Genomic DNA, 17,171 nt, shown 5'->3' on the forward strand with positions numbered 1-17,171 from the left:
CTGTATTGGAGTACAACTTGCTTGTTTTGAGTTATGATAAAAGGGTTAAGGATGTTAAGTGAAAATGAGGTTCCCTTATGATAAAAAAATATCTGACATTTCAAAAAAATAATGGAATTGCTCCGTATATTTGGACGGTTCTTGGCATTTTACCGTTTTACTTTATTTTTCAATCCCCCTCAACCATTGAAATAGTAGTGGGGATATTACTCACATTATTATTCTTTATTCTTTACCGAATCGCGTTTTTATCTAAAGGCTGGCCCGTCTATCTATGGACGTTGATTCTGATTGGTATATCGATCACTGCCACAAGTCTTTTCAGTTATGTTTACTTTGCTTTTTTTCTCGCTTATTTTATCGGCAATATCAAAGAAAGAATCGCCTTTTTAACGTTGTATTTTATTCATTTGTTTAGTACTTCTGTGTCCATTAACTTCAGTATTGTCATGCAAGAAAAATTATTTCTGCAGCAATTGCCCTTTGTCATTATTATCTGGATTAGTGTCATCCTCCTCCCGTTTAGCATCCATAATAGAAAAGAACGTGGTCAGCTAGAAGAAAAGTTACTGGATGCCAACAAACGGATTTCAGAGTTAGTTAAAATAGAGGAAAGGCAGCGGATCGCCAGGGACCTTCATGATACCCTCGGACAAAAGCTTTCACTTATTGGGTTGAAAACGGATTTGGCCCGGAAGTTAATCTCAAAGGATCCGGAGCAAGCGCGAAATGAATTAAAGGATGTGCAGCAAACAGCTCGAACCGCATTAAGTGAAGTACGAAAGATGGTATCGTCGATGCGTGGGATCCGCTTGAGGGACGAAATTGTCCGTGTTGAACAAATCCTTCACGCTGCTGAAATTAATTTGATCAAAGAAGGAGATTTTACTCCAGCAAAAGTTACGCTGTTAACCGAAAACATTCTAAGCATGTGTATGAAAGAAGCAGTAAATAATGTTGTCAAACACAGTGGTGCGAAATCTTGCTTCATAACTATTATTCAGTCAATGCAGGAATTGGTCCTGACAATTCGTGATGATGGGGTTTTTAAGGGCGAGCAAGAAAAGTTGAAAGATGGCCATGGACTGATTGGTATGAAAGAGCGCTTGGAATTTATAAATGGGAGTCTGGAAGTTTCGACAAAAGAAGGAACCACGTTAATCATAAGAGTACCAAATGATGTTAAACCAGGGATGGAAAAGGAGGAGAAAAATGATTAAAATTGTGATTGCTGAAGACCAGCAAATGCTATTAGGTGCCTTTGGTTCACTTCTTAATTTGGAAGAAGACATGGAGGTGGTCGGAAAGGCATCAAACGGTGAAGAAGCCGTAGCACTCGTAAAAAAATTTCAGCCTGATGTCTGTATTATGGATATCGAAATGCCAGGTAAGAGCGGTCTAGAGGCGGCAGAAGAACTAAAGGGGCTGGGCTGTAAAGTAATCATACTAACAACTTTTGCTAGAACAGGTTATTTTCAACGTGCGTTGAAGGCAGGAGTGAACGGGTATTTGTTAAAAGACAGTCCGAGTGAAGAGTTGGCAAGTTCTATCCGTAGTGTAATGTCAGGAAGACGAATTTATGCACCAGAACTTATGGATGATGTGTATGGTGAGGAAAATCCATTAACAGACAGGGAAAGAGAAGTGTTGGAGCTCGTTGCAGATGGTAAAAATACAAAGGAAATCGCAGAAGAGCTTAGTATTAAGACAGGAACCGTCAGAAACTACATCTCAATTATCCTCGACAAACTTGAAGTAAAAAACCGTATCGAGGCAATTACTCAATCCAAAGAAAAAGGCTGGTTTAAATAAGGAGTGGATGAACGGTGTCTGGCACCGTTCATTTTTTGTTTCTTCATGGTAAAACGAATCCAAATCCAGTACCAAACGGCAGCTAAGCTTCAGCTGCCGTTTGGTACTTATCAATAAAATCTTTGATATAATCAAAAACTTCCCTAGGACGTTCTTCAGGAAGGGCATGTCCAGAATCTTTTAAAACAATGAGCTCTGAGTTGGTTAAATCCTTATTTAATTTCTCACCAATATTAAGGGGCATTGATTTATCATGATCCCCCCATAGTAATAAACAAGGTGTTTTTATTTGGTTAAGAATTTGGGCGGGCAAGTCTCCTTCACGATCACGAATCATCCTTGTAAGAGCTACAAATATTTCATCCGTTAAAAACGGTTGTAAGTAACCGTTAATCATTTCATCATTAATAATGGCGTGATTATAAAGTGCGTCCTGAAGATTCTTCTTTACTCCCGTCCGTGCAAACCAATATTTTACGAAAAGATGGAAATAGGGTAGGTAACTTGTAATAATCAAAGGCAATTTTGAGCGTTTGAGATAAGCTGAACTGCAGAGAAGAATAGCTTTGTCCGCGAGTTCTGGCATCATATGGAGGATATTTAAAACAATTTGTCCACCCATAGAATGACCAATAAACGTCATTTTTTTAAGGCCTAATGATTCTGTAAGCTGGATTACTGTTTGGGCTAAATTTTTGTAGGAATATACATAACGGTTACATTTAGCGCTTTTCCCAAATGGTGGAAGATCAATCGATAGAACCTGGTACTCTTTTTTCAATAAAGAAATTAAATGGCGAAATGTGAAGGTGGAAGAAAGGAAGCCATGTAATAAAACAAACGTTTTTTCAGATGTGTGATTAGGATAAAACTCGTAATAAACATCAATGTTATTTACTGATTGATGACCTGCTAAGACAGTTTGTTCCATTAAGATCTCTCACCTACTCCGTAAATAAAATAGATGAGTATAATGTTCCCCAAATTCCGGTACATACACAAAAAATATTGCCATAAATAAAAAACCATAAATTTCAGCAATTTATATAAATTTCAAAATAACAGTACAAACAGCCTATAACAATCTGATAAAATTTAATAAAACTGGTTATTTTTGGTGCAGAGTCTATCCATCGTGGACAAATGGAGAGAGTGTCTTTTTGCGGTGCCTGACACCAAATAAATAGGGGGAATATAGGTTGTCAATTATTGAAGCGGTTGATGTGGATAAGGCTTTTAATGGACGTGATATTTTAAAGGGTGTTTCTTTCTCGATTAAGGAAGGTAGTATTATTGGATTGCTTGGACCAAATGGGGCTGGAAAGACAACGATGATTCGTTTGTTAAATGGAGTCATTAATGCCACGAGTGGTAAGATGAAAGTAATGGGATATGATCCTCAAACAGAGGGTGATAAAATCAGAAAGAGGGCGGGGATTGTAACGGAGAGTGCCGCTTTGTACCATGACATGAGTGCATGGGATAATCTAGTCTTTTTTTCTAAAATCTATAATGCCTATGATCCGAAGCGTATTACTCATCTGCTTGAGCAATTTGAAATGATTGAGAAGAAGGATCAATTGGTGGGAACGTTTTCAACGGGGATGAAAAAAAGAATTACCCTAGCAAAGGCGTTGCTCCATAAACCAGCGCTTTTGTTCCTGGATGAACCCACAAATGGTTTAGACCCTGAAGGGATAAACGATGTGATTCATTACCTTAAGAAAGTAAATAAGGAAGAAAAGGTCACGATTGTCATCTGTTCACATGTTTTGCACCAACTGGAGACCATATGTGATACTTTCCTGTTTTTAAAGGGTGGTCAAATCGTTGAGAAGGGAACTAGAAGCGAATTAGAGGATCGCTATTTAACAGAGGTTACCCTATTGGTTGAAACTGGTCTCTTGCCAATTGACCACAAGACATACAGGGGCTTTGGGTACATTAGAAAAGATCGGCATATGATCGAGTTTCATCTATCTTCAAAAAATGAAATTCCAGGTCTGCTAAAGAGTATTCTGAGCGAAACGTGGATCCATTCATGTGAAATTACCAATAGAAGTTTGGAGTCATTATATTTTAAAATAAGGGGGGAAAAACATGAATAAGAACATTATTGCTGCCGTTGCTCAAAAAGATATTAAAAACACTTTTTCTTCTAAAAAGATATGGGTACCAATGATCATCCTTCCTTTAATTCTATGTATTTTACTCCCAGCAATATTTGCTTATGTTGGTTTAAATACAGGATTAATTGGGGAATCCTCACAGGATCTAGAAAAACCAATCAATGCCATCATCAAGAACTTTCCGAATGAAGAGTTAAGAAATACCCTAGCTGCACTACCGACACTAGGATACAAATCGGTTTATTTTTTCTTAAACTTTATGATTATCCCGTTTTTCTTAATGACTGCTATCATCAATTCAATGGTTACTTCTTCGAATAGCTTTGCAGGGGAGAAGGAGAGAAATACATTGGAAACATTATTATTCGCTCCGATCACAGTTACTGAATTGTTTTTTGGCAAGGTGATTGCATCCTTTATCCCTACTATAGTCATAACGTTTGTGGCTTTTTTACTTAATGCAGTGATTGTAAATCTAATTACTTATCGAATTTTTAATGAAATTTTATTTTTGAATTCAACCTGGTTGCTTTTAATGTTTTGGGTTATCCCAGCCTTAGTGATCTTTAATATCGTTTTGAATGTGCTAGTTTCCGCCAGAGTAAAATCCTTTCAGGAAGCACAACAATTTGGCGGTATTATGGTGTTACCTGTCGTCGGCCTTATTATCAGCCAAGTAAGCGGGCTTTTCTTTCTAAGTCCACTAACCTTATTCTTAATTGGAGTAGGTTTATTGGTTGCTAATGGAATACTCCTTAAACTCATCACCAAATTTAACCAAAGAAACACCCTATTTGAAAGCCAAATTCACTAAAAACCTGTATTTGTCCGCTGAAGGTGGACGAATGTCTTTATGTGGTGCCTGACACCAAATCTTTTTGGGGAAAAATTTTTTAAATTTTTCGAACAAAGTGTTTGAATTTTTAGAAAATTAACTGTATAATTAGAAAAAACGTAAGGAGTTGATTTCCATGGAAAAGAAATTACTTAATTCACCACAACATTCGGATGAGAATACAGATGCTGTTGTTGCAGAAATGTTTCTAAATAATGCCCTGCTAGAATTTAGACGGGAGAAAATCCGCAAGGAAATCGACCACACATTACTACATGGGGATAAGGAATTATTCCTAAAATTAACAGAAGAGTTAAAAAAGATTTCCTAAGTTATCGATTAATGGATCCTATTCTTTAAAAAAGAAGCCTATCCAGATATGGATGGGCTTCTTTCTGTTTACATATAAATGAGTGTCCTTAACAAAAATCTAATTTTTATTAATGATTCAAAATAATAGGGAACCAATCCAATAGGATTGGTTCCCTTATTGGGGATTACTCATAAGGAATCATCTCAGATATTATCGTCATCGCCGCTATGTCTGTTTTGATGAGCCCCATCATCCGCTTTGTTGTCGTCATCACCGCTATGTCTGTTTTGATAAGCCCCACCATCAGCTTTGTTATCGTCATCGCCGCTATGTCTGTTTTGATGAGTGCCGTCATCCGCTTTGTTGTCGTCATCGCCGCTATGTCTGTTTTGATGAGCTCCGTCATCCGATTTGTTATCGTCGTCGCTGTTATCATCATCGTGCTCAACTCTAACTACTTTTCCGGATTCAGCATCGATCCTTACCTCTGCTTCACCCGTGTTCGTGTTTAGCTCAACTTTATATTCCATTCTACCATGCTCTAATTCTTGTTCAATTTCAACTACTGTTCCATTTACTTCACTAATTGCAATCTCTTTTGCTTTTTCCGCCGTAATTAAATTAGGATTAGTTGCTGCTGTACTATTGCTGTCATCAGTTTCCACTTTAATAGTTGTTTGGCCTTGGTCATTTCCATTAACATTTGTACTTATTTTTTTATCTTCCTGATGGATAGAATCCTCTGCACGTGTATCATTTTTTGAAGCCCCCACTGCAACGGCCCCGCCCAAGATTAATAACCCAGATAATGCACCAACAATAAATTTATTTTTCATTAAAAATTCCTCCTTTGTGTTTGTTTACTTCACTAATAGAATATCCAGTGAAGATTAGAGCAAAAGGGGGAAAAACATTAGAATTTAATGAGAATCATCATTAGTGTAAACTATCTGTTCTTTACTTTAGTCATCATCTTCCTTTTTATCATCATCGCTACTGCGATCGTCCCATGAAACCGACATAACATTGCCTGTAATGGAATGTATTTGTACAATTGCTTCTCTGTCATCCTGGGTCTCAACTTCAACAAGGTAGTAGGTTTGTTCACCTTTTGTTTCCAGCCAAATATGTTCCACAATCCCATTTACTTGTTTCTTTGCAATATCACGTGCCTCTTCCTCAGTAAGTCTCTTACTGGAAGAAGTATTATTTTGTGTAGTAGTTGAGGAGAGAATCTCTCCAGTATGAGCATCCACTATGAGTGTAGTTTGATTATTTCCTTTTTTTACGACTGCCTTGTATATCGTTTCGTCCTCGCTGGTTATTTTTTCAAATGATGTAATCGTTCCTTTTACCTTGGCTAATATGATTTTTTTAATTTCATCTTCTGATTTAAATGTAACCTCTGGTTGATTAAGAGGTGGAGACTTCGTTTCTTTTTTGATAAATGACAGGACTTTTCCAGAAATCGCATTTAGTTCGATCTGATAAATAGTATCCTTTTTCTCTAAATCTATATGGTATTGCTGGTCATCAGTTAACTTAATTTGAATAACTGTTCCCTGATAGCGGTCCTGGACAAGCTTTTGTGCTGCCTGTTTTGATAAAATTTCAGCCGATGCTTCGGTCGGGCCGAACATTTGCCAACTAAAATAAATGAGAAAGGCAAAAATAAGAAAGCCTATTATCATCCAGAACCCAGTTTTTTTCTTCATTCTTTCACCTCACCACGTAAAGTACATTTATTTTCTAATATGAAGATTAGAAATTGCTGAGAAATGGATTAATTTTTATTAGTTTTAATAAAAAGAGTTGCCGTGGTTCCAACTCCTTCTTCACTTTCAAGGAGAATCCTGATACCAATGGCATCAGCAATTTCCTTTGCTAATGATAAGCCAAGTCCAGAACCGCCTTTTTTTCTATTTCTTGCTTTATCAACACGGTAAAAACGGTCAAAGACCTTTGGCAGTTCATCTTTTTGAATGCCGATTCCCTTGTCGGCTATACTTATAAATGCCTCATCATGCTTTATTCCTAAATTAACTGTAATGGCATCATCACTATATTTCCGTGCATTATCAAGAAAGATATACAGTAGCTGCTTTAGTTTCTTTTCATCCGTAACAACCGTTTTCTGAAAATTGTTTTTCTGCTGAAAATGTATTTCTCTATTATAAGCACTTTGAAAGGCCTTAACCGTTCGCAGCATAAAGTCGCTAAGATTTAGCTCAGACTTTTGGATATTCCACTGCTCGTGATGCTTAGCCAACAGTAACAGCTGTTCAGTCATGTCTTTCATGCGAACTGCTTCGGAATGAATCGCTTCAATCGATTCGGCAAAAAGCTCCGGTTCCTTTAATCCTCTCCGCTTTAAAAGACTAGCATAGCTCTCAATAATGGTTAACGGGGTTTTAAATTCATGAGAAGCATTTGAAACAAACTGTTTTTGTTTTTCGTAATTTGTTTCAAGTAAATCGATCATATGGTTAAAGGTTTCTCCCATTTGATAAAGTTCGTCCTTTGATTTTCCATCAAGCGTCAGCCTCTTGAAGCGGCCGCTCTGTCTAATTTCTTTCATGGTCTTAATCATGGATGTAACAGGGTTGGTAATCAGTTTACTGAGAATCCGGCTGGAAACAACTACAGGAATTAGTGCCAGAAGTGTCACCAAAATCAAGACAAGCCTCAGAATTTTTAAGTTATCAGTTGCAGGCTGAATGCTTTTAGTCACTTGAAGATTTGCGACACTTCCATCTAGTAAAATAATAGGCATAGACTCAAAGGTATATGACTTTTTTTGAAAAACAATAAAAGTACTAACTTCCCCTTGATGAAACTCGGCTTTTCTTCCGATTAAAGCTTGCTCTGTGGGGCTTGTGACTGTTGATAAGGGGTTGTTATCCTCTGTGACAAATTGGATCATTCCATTGATAGGGACGTAAGAACGTAAAAGTTCTGCCTCAGAAATGGAACCAAGTGATTTCCCAATATCATTTGTCGTTTTTTCCATTTCCTTTGCGGAGGTGTTTAATTCACTGTTGAGAATTAATTTGTTAAAGGTGTAATACACAGATAGATTCATCACTATCAATAAGGCGGCAAATAACACGGCAGTATAAAAATTTATTTTATTACTAAGTTTCATTTAGCTTCCTTTAAGACATACCCGACACCACGGACGGTATGGATTAATGCGGGCTTATTCTGCTGTTCTAATTTTTTTCTGACATATCGAATATAAACATCGACTACATTTGTGTCACCGATAAAGTCATATCCCCAGACTGCTTCCAAAATTTGATCTCTGTTTAATACCTGCCGCTTATTTATTAATAAATAAACCAACAAATCGAACTCTCTAGGAGTTAATTCAATGGCATCTTCTCCACGAAAAATTTCCCTTGTTTTTGAATTTACTTTTAGGTCAGCAAATATTAATAAACTTTCGTCTTCCTGAGGATGTTCTACAGCTTTAACCCTTAAAGCAGCACGGACCCGCGCTAATACCTCTTCAATTTGAAAAGGCTTTGTTATATAATCATTTGCCCCATAATCCAGTCCTGACACTTTATCTTCAACCGAACTTTTGGCAGTTAGTAAAAGAACAGGTGTGATTTGGTCGTTTATCCGTATCCGCCTGAGCAGTTCAATTCCGCTGATTCCAGGGAGCATGACATCAAGTAAGATTAAGTCCCATTTCCCCTTCTTGTATGCTTCAAATGCTTCTAGACCATCATTTACCTTTGTTACCATATATCCTTCGTACTCAAGTTCGATCTCAAGAAGCCGAGCGATCTTTTCTTCATCTTCAACCACTAGAATGGTTTCCTTTTTCATAAGTGAGCCCCCTTAGAAATTGAATATTACTAATTTATTACCCTTTTCCACAGCCAGTTAATAAATTCCTTTTAATGATTGAAAAAAATATCGACCTGCAACCTCACAACAAGAGTGGTGCCTGACACCCTTTTCAAGTATGATGAAAAAAGAGAAAAGTTAAGGAGTGAATTGATTGACACAACTTCATTTATACTGTAAGAAAATTCCTTTTACTTATTCAAGGTTTTTTAGCCAATATCGTGTACTGGGTGAGAAAAACACCCATCATGTGCTGTTGGAAAGCGGCCGCGGCGGGCGCTACAGCATTGCTGCATTTCAGCCTGAGACGATAATAAAAGGGAAAAACCATATGCTTGAAATTCAAAATGAAAATGGTACCGAGAAACAGGAAGGGAATCCATTACACTTATTGATGGAATATATGAATCGGTATCATGTCGATAAAATAGAAGGTCTTCCTAGTTTCCTAGGAGGTGCAATTGGTTACATAAGCTATGATTATGCTAGGTATATTGAAGTCCTTCCGGATCTAGCAACAGATGACTTACAAATACCGGAAATCTACTTTTTTATTGTGAAAGAATGGTTTGTCTTTGATCATAAAGAAGAGATTTTGTGGCTTATGTTTTTAGCTGAAAATGACCAGGGGATGGAAGAAAAAATTTCCTTATGGGAAAAACAATGGATTCAAGACATCCCTTCCATTCAAATAAAAAAGCCTAGAGAAAGTAACAATAATAATCTAGAGGTTTCAATGACAGAAGATGAATTTATTCAGGCTGTAATCAAGATTCAGCAATATATTGGACAAGGCGATGTATTTCAGGTGAACCTTGCCGTCCGCCAATCAAAACCGATTGATATAGAAGCAATAGAAGTGTATGAACAATTAAGGTCCTTAAATCCATCTCCTTATATGGCCTATCTTCATACTCCGGAATTTCAACTTGTAAGTGGGTCGCCTGAACTTCTTGTTAAAAAGGACGGACTAGAAGTAAGTACACGTCCGATCGCAGGCACTCGTTCAAGGGGTAAAAATCACGAAGAAGACATCCAACTTGCGAATGAATTAATTGAAAATGAAAAAGAGCGTGCGGAACATGTGATGTTGGTGGATTTAGAGCGAAATGATCTTGGTAGGGTATGTAAGTATGGGACCGTCGAGGTCAATGAATTTATGGTCATTGAAAAGTATTCCCATGTCATGCATATTGTCTCCAATGTAAGAGGAGAATTAGCGGAGGACAAATCAAGCTTTGATATCATTGATTCTGTATTCCCGGGAGGAACTATAACTGGCGCTCCTAAAGTCCGTACAATGGAAATAATTGAGGAACTTGAGCCCGTTCAAAGAGGAGTGTACACCGGTTCTCTTGGCTGGATTGATTTTAGCGGCGATTTAGAATTAAACATTATTATCCGCACCATGCTTGTTAAAGATGGGATGGCACATGTGCAGGCCGGGGCAGGAATCGTTATTGATTCTAATCCAAAGCATGAGTACAAAGAATCGATGAAAAAAGCAGCTGCATTATGGAAAGCGAAAGAAATGGCAGAGGAGTAAGAGCAATGATATTTATGATAGATAATTACGATTCCTTTACCTTTAATTTAGTGCAATATTTAGGTGAATTGGGAGAAGAATTAGTGGTTAAGCGAAATAATCAAACATCGATAGCAGAGATTACAAAACTACAACCTGAATTCTTAATGGTGTCTCCAGGGCCATGCAGTCCAAATGAAGCTGGAATCAGCTTGGATGCGATTCAAGCATTCGCAGGGAAAATCCCGATATTCGGTGTGTGCCTAGGCCAGCAAGCAATTGCTCAGGCTTTTAATGGAGATGTTATTCGCGCGGAAAGGCTGATGCACGGGAAAACATCCGATATGTATCATGACGGAAAGACAATTTTTCGAGGATTGCCAAACCCGTTTCCTGCTACTCGATACCATTCATTAATAGTCAAACGAGAGACATTGCCTGAATGCTTTGAGATTTCCGCATGGACAAAAGAAGGAGAAATTATGGCCATTCGTCATAAAGAGTTACCGATTGAAGGAGTCCAGTTTCACCCCGAATCTATTTTAACAACATCGGGAAAAGAGTTGTTACGTAACTTCGTCCATCACTATAAAAATATTGCTATTCAAAAGGGTCATTAATTATGTTCATCTATTTAAACGGACAGTTTTTAACAAAAGAAGAGGCGATGATTTCCCCGTTTGATCATGGTTTTTTATATGGAATGGGGTTATTTGAAACGTTCCGGGTCTATGAAGGACATCCTTTCTTACTAGATGACCATTTAGAGCGTCTTAATCAAGGATTAGAGGTTCTAAACATCAACTATCGTTTTGAGCGTAAAGAAACGAATAACATTTTGCAAGAATTATTAAAACTAAACGGTTTGACTAACGCTTATTTAAGGCTAAATGTCTCGGCCGGCATAGGGGATATTGGTTTGCAAGTGGAGCCTTACTTTGAACCAAACATTCTTTTTTTTCCTAAACCATTACCTCAAAGTGAGGGATTAACAGAAAAAAAGGCGGTATTATTGGAGTTGAAACGAAACAGTCCCGAAGGAAGTGAACGTCTTAAGTCCCATCATTTTATGAATAATATCTTGGCCAAAAGAGAGATAGGACATGCTGCAGATACAGAAGGGATTTTCCTAAATGAGAAAGGGTACATAGCAGAAGGAATCGTTTCTAATATCTATTGGGTAAAAGGAAATGTCGTATACACCCCTTCTGTACAAACTGGTATTTTAAATGGGATTACACGCCAGTTTGTTTGTGAGTTAGCGAAGAAACATAATTTGAGTGTAGAAGAGGGGCTTTATTCCTTGGAACACAGCCTAGAGGCCGAAGAGATGTTTGTCACTAATTCCATACAAGAGATCGTCCCCATTTCTATATTTGAAGGACATGAATTTCCTGGTAAACGTGGCCAAATTGTACAATTATTACATCGTGAATATCGCCACTATTGTAAAAGTCTGTGGTCAAGGCATGGATTAAGGAGTGAATAACCTTGAAAGAAAAAATACTCGCTGAAATCAAAAAAATTGAAGAACAATATGAAGTAAAAGTCTGTCTTGCCGTCGAGTCTGGGAGCAGAGCATGGGGATTTCCTTCTAAGGATAGTGATTATGATGTCCGATTTATTTATGTCCATCAAAAGGACTGGTATTTGAGCATTGACCAAAAGCGAGAAGTGATTGAACTTCCAATTAATGACCTCCTTGATATTAATGGTTGGGAAATTCGAAAGGCGCTCAAACTCTTTCGAAAATCCAATCCACCGCTAATGGAGTGGCTCCATTCGGGAATTGTGTATTATCAAGCTTTTTCATTAGTAGATCAATTAAAAGCAATCCAGAATCAAGTGTTCTTACCACAATCCGCACTTTATCATTACTTAAATATGGCAAAAGGCAATTTTCGCGATTATCTCCGTGGAGACCATGTGAAAATTAAAAAGTACTTCTATGTTCTAAGACCGGTATTAGCTTGTTTATGGATTGAAAGATACAATACAGTCCCGCCAATTGAATTTCAAGTACTAGTAGAAGAGCTTCTTGAAGAGGGGAAGTTAAAGCAGGAAATTCTAACCTTGCTAGCAAGGAAAATCAGCGGTGATGAACTCAATCTTGAGCCGAAGGTTAATGCCATCAATGAATTTTTAGAAAAAGAAATCAATCGGCTTGAGGAATACACGAAAACCCTTAAAGTATCCAAAGAGGATATGACCCCAGTTTTGGATAATCTATTCCGAGATATTCTTGATGAGGTTTGGGCATAATCACCTCAGTCTAAAAAATTTAATTTACTTTGGAAGCCACTTTATTTCAAAAGTGGCTTATTTTTTTTATATAAATATAAGCGGTTGATAATTGTGAGAGCTATAAAAATTCATAATTTCTGCAAATTTTTGTTGTAGAATACCTTTTGAAATAAAATTTTAGTAGGAGGTAAATTTTTAAGTCAAGCTTTATCTATCAAATTTATATTGATTTAAGGTGGTTAAATGTACAGTATATTAAGTCAATTTAGCTCATTTGTAAGCAAACCGTTTTCTAATATAGCCTATAGCCTAGAAACATGGCCAATAGTGTTTGCGTTTATTCTAGGACTTATTGGAGCTCTTGCACCTTGTCAGCTAACCGGTAATATTAGTGCTGTAACACTTTATGGTAACCGTTCTATTCAAAAGAAAATCGCTTGGAAGGATGTTATCTTTTTCACTTTCGGTAAAATAGTAGCATTTTCTTTATTAGGTGTTTTGGTGTGGTTGCTCGGAAGGGAATTTGAACAAAATCTTACTTTATATTTTCCTTGGCTTCGGAAGATAATGGGGCCTTTATTAGTTATAGTCGGGTTGTTTATGATGGGTTTTATCAAATTAACAGGAACTTTAAATCTATTAAAAGGATTAAATGTATACAAGGGTGAAAATCCATTCGGATCTTTTATGTTAGGATTTAGTTTTTCACTAGCATTCTGTCCGACTATGTTTGTACTATTCTTTATGACCTTAATGCCTGTCGTATTGTCTAGTACTTATGGGTTTATTCTACCTCCAATATTTGCAATTGGAACCGCAATTCCACTATTGATTTTTATTTTAATCATTTGGTTCCTCGGTGGTAGTGGGATGATAATGAAAAAAGGGAGAAAGTTTGGAATGGTGATACAAAGGTTTGCCGGGGTTTTGATGCTTCTCTTAGGGATTTTTGACACTTTAACTTATTGGTCTTTATAACATGATACAAACAAAAACAATGAATGAATCATGTTGTTTTTTGTCATTAATAATTTCTAGGTTTTTGAATCTATCTGTTCCATCTCCAATAGATTGGAATTATTCAAAAGGATATTGGAATAGGATGAAGCCTGTAAATACTTTATCTGTTGGCGATTTCGTCTATTACGAAACATATAAACCCGGTCCTTCGCATATGGGGATCTATGTAGGAAATGGTAAAATTCATTCATTCTAGTTCTTCCAGGGGAGTCGAAATTTCTGATAAGAAAAATTCTTACTGGAAATCTCGATATCTAGGAGCAATACAATTATAACCTAACTTGTATTCTTTTATGGTTGCATTTTTTTCTGAATAATTCTCGGATTTATAACCATTTCTGGAGAAACAGAGAGTTTTCCATTAAGAGGAATCTCCCTGTTTTTGGTGTTAACACCTTTTATGTAAGAAAGTGTTTATTTTTCAAACAAAATCCATACTTTCTGCACATTTTTATAGTAGGATATGTTTTGTAACAAATTTTAGGAGGGTTAAAATGAAATCTAAAAAATTGTTGATTGGAATTGTTTCCTTGATATTAATGTTAATGTTAGCTGCTTGTTCTAACAATAATGATGATAAGAGCTCGGATAATTCTAATATGGATCATGGAAACATGAAGATGGATGATAAAAATTCAAATAAGGATGATTCGAATACAGATGATTCAAGTATGGACATGGGGGATATGGATCATTCTGGTACAGGTGAAGTTCCTGAAGGATTAAAAGAAGCAAATAATCCCACCTATAAAGTAGGAACCAACGCCATTGTTCATTCAGAACACATGGAAGGTATGAATGGTGCTAAGGCAACCATTGTAGGTGCATATGATACAGTAGTTTACGCGGTTACCTATACACCAACAACCGGGGGAGAACCGGTAAAAAATCATAAATGGGTTATTCAAGAAGAAATTAAAGATGCGGGCACTAAAACCTTAGAACCTGGAACAAAAGTTACCTTAAATGCAGACCACATGGAAGGTATGATGGGGGCAACTGGAACAATTGATTCCGCAGAAAAAACAACGGTATACATGATTGATTACACTCCAACTAACGGAGGAGAAAAAGTAACAAATCATCAATGGGTAACAGAAAGTGAACTATCTGCAAAATAATATTAGAGGGTTTAAATATGAAGAGGGGTTGCAGTGCACCCCCTTTTTTCAATTCAAAAAAATGGTTTCCAAGCTAAGAAATTGTATTGATAATGACTGTAAGGTTATCCTTTTACTTTCTTAAATTATTCCAAAGCTTGTTCCATGTCTTACTTGACTCTCAAAAGAAAAGAGGAAAAACATTGCAAGGCAGTCCTAAATTATTAGAATGGAGATGTCTAGATTGGAAACTACAAGTAATTATAAAAAATAATTAATTAATATTTTGATAGAAATTAATCGCCTAGTAACAGAACATTTAAAAGTTCAAACAAGTGTTTTTAACCCTCCAGGTAGAAAAAGATTCATTTTCAAAAAAAATGATTACGAAAGCCTCTACGAAACGAACAAAAAAATACAAACTGAGTTATATCAAGTAATTAGTAAAATGCATAGGTTAAAAAAAGAATTAAATATCGATCCATTCATCTACCGGGGAATAAAAGATTATGCTCTTCTATTTCATGCCTCAAAAGGAAATACAATTCAAAGAATTGCTGTTCTACTTGCCCAATAAATAAGAATGGGTAAAGTTGTTATAAATAAAAACCTTTTTTTCCTAGTCTTTGTCAATACATCCTTTAATAGATCTATTTCATTGGATTTAGAGCTAATGAAACAACCTTCCTAGGTAGGATTCGAAAACACTAATCTATAGTTCTGTAGATTGTAATAATTTCTTGTTACTTTCTGCAAACTTGTTTACTACACTAAAAGTAGATAAAGGCGCTGTATGATTTAATAGGGAATACTAAGGAGGATCCTTATGTGCCAGAAACCCATGAAATTCACTCTCCACCAAATAGAGATGGAAAGAAAGGCAGCATTAGAAACTAAAAATCAACCACCAAACTTTTTAAGTAAGTTATTTAAAACATTAACTGTTAGCAATAAATCTAAAGTTTTGGTTAAAGGTGGAGTGAAAAATGATTAATTGGCTTATTGGTATTGTTATATTTACAGTTGCTGGTTTAATCCTATTTAAAAATATTCAAAAATCCAAACAAGGGAAATGCCCTTCTTGCTCGTCGTATTGCTCTTGTAAGGGAGAAAATTGTCAATGCCATTAGTATTTAGAGAATAATCTAAAATCGTTTCCTGTGGGAAACGATTTTTAATGTAGTAGTTGGATAATAGTATCTGTTTGTTCAAAGTGAACAATTATTATTTCATATCGAAAATTTAATTGAAGAGGGTCAAAATATTTGTCAAATGAATTAAACCTAAATGAAAGTTGACCAATTCGTGACAATAATGAATAATGCACAATTTCTCAATATTTTTTTGATAGATTAAACATATAAGCAATATAAATTTGTTTAATAAAGACTGTTTGAGGTGAAGTAATGAAAAAGGCATTTGTATTATCAGTATTATCTTTGAGTTTAATTCTTTCCGCTTGTAGTTCAAAAGAGGAGTCCAAGGTTACATCAGTAAAAAGCGGGAAAAAAATTGAAGATATCCATGGGGTAGGTGTTTCTAACGATGGGACAACCTACATAGCAACTCATGAAGGACTTTTCTCAACAAACGGAGAATCTTGGAAGAAGGTGGGTTCTGCAAATGATGATTTTATGGGATTCCATTTGCGTTCAGATGGAACGATGATAACAAGTGGACACCCTGGTACAGACTCTGAATATCCGAACCCAATGGGAGTTTTAATCAGTAAAGATAAGGGGCTGCATTGGAAAGAGGTAGAGTATGTTGGTAAAATCGATTTCCATACTCTAACAACATATCATCACGATCCAAACGTCATTTATGGTCTAAATGATATGGGTACCGGACAATATGGTGCTGGGATTTATAAAAGTTTAGACGGTGGGAAAAAATGGGCTAAGGTAGAACCAAAAGGATTACCAAGTGATCTTATGAAAGTTCACTCCCTATTGGTTCTCCCAGAAGATAAAAATACCTTGCTGGCGGGAACTGAAAATGGAGTTATGGTATCAAAAGATGGTGGAGCAAATTGGGCAATTTTTGATGATACCCGTCTTATTACAGCCATGACACTCATGCCTAATGGAAAAGACATTATTGCTTACTCCATGGACAATGTGACCAGAGGAGTTATGATTTCTCAAGATGGAGGGCAATCCTGGAAGAATATTGGTTTAGATCTTGATCAAGATGCAGCCTCTTCCATATCAGTAAACCAAAAGGACGAAAAACAAATTGCTGTTTCCACATTTTCAACCTCTTTGTATGAAACAAAAGATGGCGGGGGAAATTGGGAGCAAATTATTAAATCTGGAAAATTAAAATAACGATA

Annotated in this window: 19 protein-coding genes and 1 pseudogene; 15 read left to right on the forward strand and 5 right to left on the reverse strand. The window is 36.4% G+C overall.

The annotated features are described in order from the left end of the window. The first annotated feature begins 77 nt into the window (after positions 1-77). Both QNH17_RS07335 and QNH17_RS07340 read left to right on the forward strand, forming a co-directional pair. Positions 78-1,220: a sensor histidine kinase gene (locus tag QNH17_RS07335; protein WP_283878080.1), complete on the forward strand. Its 1,143-nt coding sequence runs from the start codon at positions 78-80 to the stop codon at positions 1,218-1,220. Then, the gene (locus QNH17_RS07340; RefSeq protein ID WP_283878081.1) at positions 1,213-1,812 is read left to right on the forward strand and encodes a response regulator transcription factor; all 600 of its coding nucleotides are present in this window, start codon (positions 1,213-1,215) and stop codon (positions 1,810-1,812) included. The genes QNH17_RS07335 and QNH17_RS07340 overlap by 8 nt, the downstream gene beginning before the upstream one ends. Positions 1,813-1,894: 82 nt before the next feature. On the opposite strand, the gene QNH17_RS07345 is transcribed toward QNH17_RS07340, so the two are convergent. Continuing rightward, positions 1,895-2,743, reverse strand: coding sequence for an alpha/beta fold hydrolase (locus QNH17_RS07345; protein WP_283878082.1), 849 nt, complete (start codon positions 2,741-2,743; stop codon positions 1,895-1,897). A 268-nt stretch (positions 2,744-3,011) separates the two neighbouring features. On the opposite strand from QNH17_RS07345, the gene QNH17_RS07350 reads away from it, so the two are divergent. The 3 genes from QNH17_RS07350 (at position 3,012) to QNH17_RS07360 (ending at position 5,107) form a co-directional block, all read left to right on the forward strand. Then, positions 3,012-3,920: an ABC transporter ATP-binding protein gene (locus tag QNH17_RS07350; RefSeq protein WP_283878083.1), complete on the forward strand. Its 909-nt coding sequence runs from the start codon at positions 3,012-3,014 to the stop codon at positions 3,918-3,920. After that, positions 3,913-4,755, forward strand: coding sequence for an ABC transporter permease subunit (locus QNH17_RS07355; RefSeq protein ID WP_283878084.1), 843 nt, complete (start codon positions 3,913-3,915; stop codon positions 4,753-4,755). Before QNH17_RS07350 ends, QNH17_RS07355 begins: the two co-directional genes overlap by 8 nt. Positions 4,756-4,912: 157 nt before the next feature. Then, positions 4,913-5,107 carry an IDEAL domain-containing protein gene (locus QNH17_RS07360; RefSeq protein ID WP_026566206.1) on the forward strand — a complete coding sequence of 65 codons (195 nt, stop codon included), beginning with the start codon at positions 4,913-4,915 and terminating at the stop codon, positions 5,105-5,107. Positions 5,108-5,292: 185 nt separating this feature from the next. Here QNH17_RS07360 and QNH17_RS07365 read toward each other — a convergent pair whose 3' ends face one another. The 4 genes from QNH17_RS07365 to QNH17_RS07380 all read right to left on the reverse strand — a co-directional run bounded on the left by QNH17_RS07365 (position 5,293) and on the right by QNH17_RS07380 (position 8,926). After that, positions 5,293-5,925, reverse strand: a complete 633-nt coding sequence (locus QNH17_RS07365) for a PepSY domain-containing protein (protein ID WP_283878085.1) — start codon at positions 5,923-5,925, stop codon at positions 5,293-5,295. Positions 5,926-6,051: 126 nt separating this feature from the next. After that, complete coding sequence (locus QNH17_RS07370) at positions 6,052-6,804, reverse strand: PepSY domain-containing protein (RefSeq protein ID WP_283878086.1); 753 nt, start codon at positions 6,802-6,804, stop codon at positions 6,052-6,054. A gap of 68 nt (positions 6,805-6,872) precedes the next feature. Further along, complete coding sequence (locus QNH17_RS07375; RefSeq protein ID WP_283878087.1) at positions 6,873-8,234, reverse strand: sensor histidine kinase; 1,362 nt, start codon at positions 8,232-8,234, stop codon at positions 6,873-6,875. Next, positions 8,231-8,926 (reverse strand): response regulator transcription factor, encoded by a 696-nt coding sequence (locus tag QNH17_RS07380; protein ID WP_283878088.1) that lies wholly within the window; start codon positions 8,924-8,926, stop codon positions 8,231-8,233. Before QNH17_RS07380 ends, QNH17_RS07375 begins: the two co-directional genes overlap by 4 nt. A 175-nt stretch (positions 8,927-9,101) precedes the next feature. On the opposite strand from QNH17_RS07380, the gene pabB reads away from it, so the two are divergent. From pabB to QNH17_RS07425, 10 genes and pseudogenes are all read left to right on the forward strand, one after another. Then, positions 9,102-10,493 (forward strand): aminodeoxychorismate synthase, component I, encoded by a 1,392-nt coding sequence (pabB, locus tag QNH17_RS07385; RefSeq protein WP_283878089.1) that lies wholly within the window; start codon positions 9,102-9,104, stop codon positions 10,491-10,493. A 5-nt stretch (positions 10,494-10,498) separates the two neighbouring features. Next, entirely contained in the window at positions 10,499-11,092 is a 594-nt protein-coding gene (gene pabA / locus QNH17_RS07390) for an aminodeoxychorismate/anthranilate synthase component II (RefSeq protein ID WP_283878090.1), read from the forward strand. A 2-nt stretch (positions 11,093-11,094) separates the two neighbouring features. Next, on the forward strand, positions 11,095-11,961 hold the full coding sequence (gene pabC, locus QNH17_RS07395) for an aminodeoxychorismate lyase (RefSeq protein WP_283878091.1): 867 nt from the start codon (positions 11,095-11,097) through the stop codon (positions 11,959-11,961). A 2-nt stretch (positions 11,962-11,963) separates the two neighbouring features. Continuing rightward, the gene (locus QNH17_RS07400) at positions 11,964-12,734 is read left to right on the forward strand and encodes a nucleotidyltransferase domain-containing protein (protein ID WP_283878092.1); all 771 of its coding nucleotides are present in this window, start codon (positions 11,964-11,966) and stop codon (positions 12,732-12,734) included. Positions 12,735-12,959: 225 nt separating this feature from the next. Next, on the forward strand, positions 12,960-13,694 hold the full coding sequence (locus QNH17_RS07405; RefSeq protein ID WP_283878093.1) for an urease accessory protein UreH domain-containing protein: 735 nt from the start codon (positions 12,960-12,962) through the stop codon (positions 13,692-13,694). A 109-nt stretch (positions 13,695-13,803) separates the two neighbouring features. Continuing rightward, positions 13,804-14,011: pseudogene (locus tag QNH17_RS07410) on the forward strand (C40 family peptidase); the annotation flags it as partial. Between the two features lie 219 nt (positions 14,012-14,230). After that, positions 14,231-14,857, forward strand: a complete 627-nt coding sequence (locus QNH17_RS07415) for a YdhK family protein (RefSeq protein ID WP_283878094.1) — start codon at positions 14,231-14,233, stop codon at positions 14,855-14,857. Positions 14,858-15,662: 805 nt separating this feature from the next. Next, on the forward strand, positions 15,663-15,830 hold the full coding sequence (locus QNH17_RS07420; RefSeq protein ID WP_283878095.1) for a hypothetical protein: 168 nt from the start codon (positions 15,663-15,665) through the stop codon (positions 15,828-15,830). Continuing rightward, on the forward strand, positions 15,823-15,966 hold the full coding sequence (locus QNH17_RS29960; protein WP_481858579.1) for a FeoB-associated Cys-rich membrane protein: 144 nt from the start codon (positions 15,823-15,825) through the stop codon (positions 15,964-15,966). Before QNH17_RS07420 ends, QNH17_RS29960 begins: the two co-directional genes overlap by 8 nt. Positions 15,967-16,242: 276 nt before the next feature. Continuing rightward, positions 16,243-17,166, forward strand: coding sequence for a F510_1955 family glycosylhydrolase (locus tag QNH17_RS07425; RefSeq protein ID WP_283878096.1), 924 nt, complete (start codon positions 16,243-16,245; stop codon positions 17,164-17,166). The last annotated feature ends 5 nt before the right edge of the window (positions 17,167-17,171 follow it).

The sequence above is a fragment of the Neobacillus sp. SuZ13 genome (assembly GCF_030123365.1).
Classification (GTDB): domain Bacteria; phylum Bacillota; class Bacilli; order Bacillales; family Cytobacillaceae; genus Neobacillus.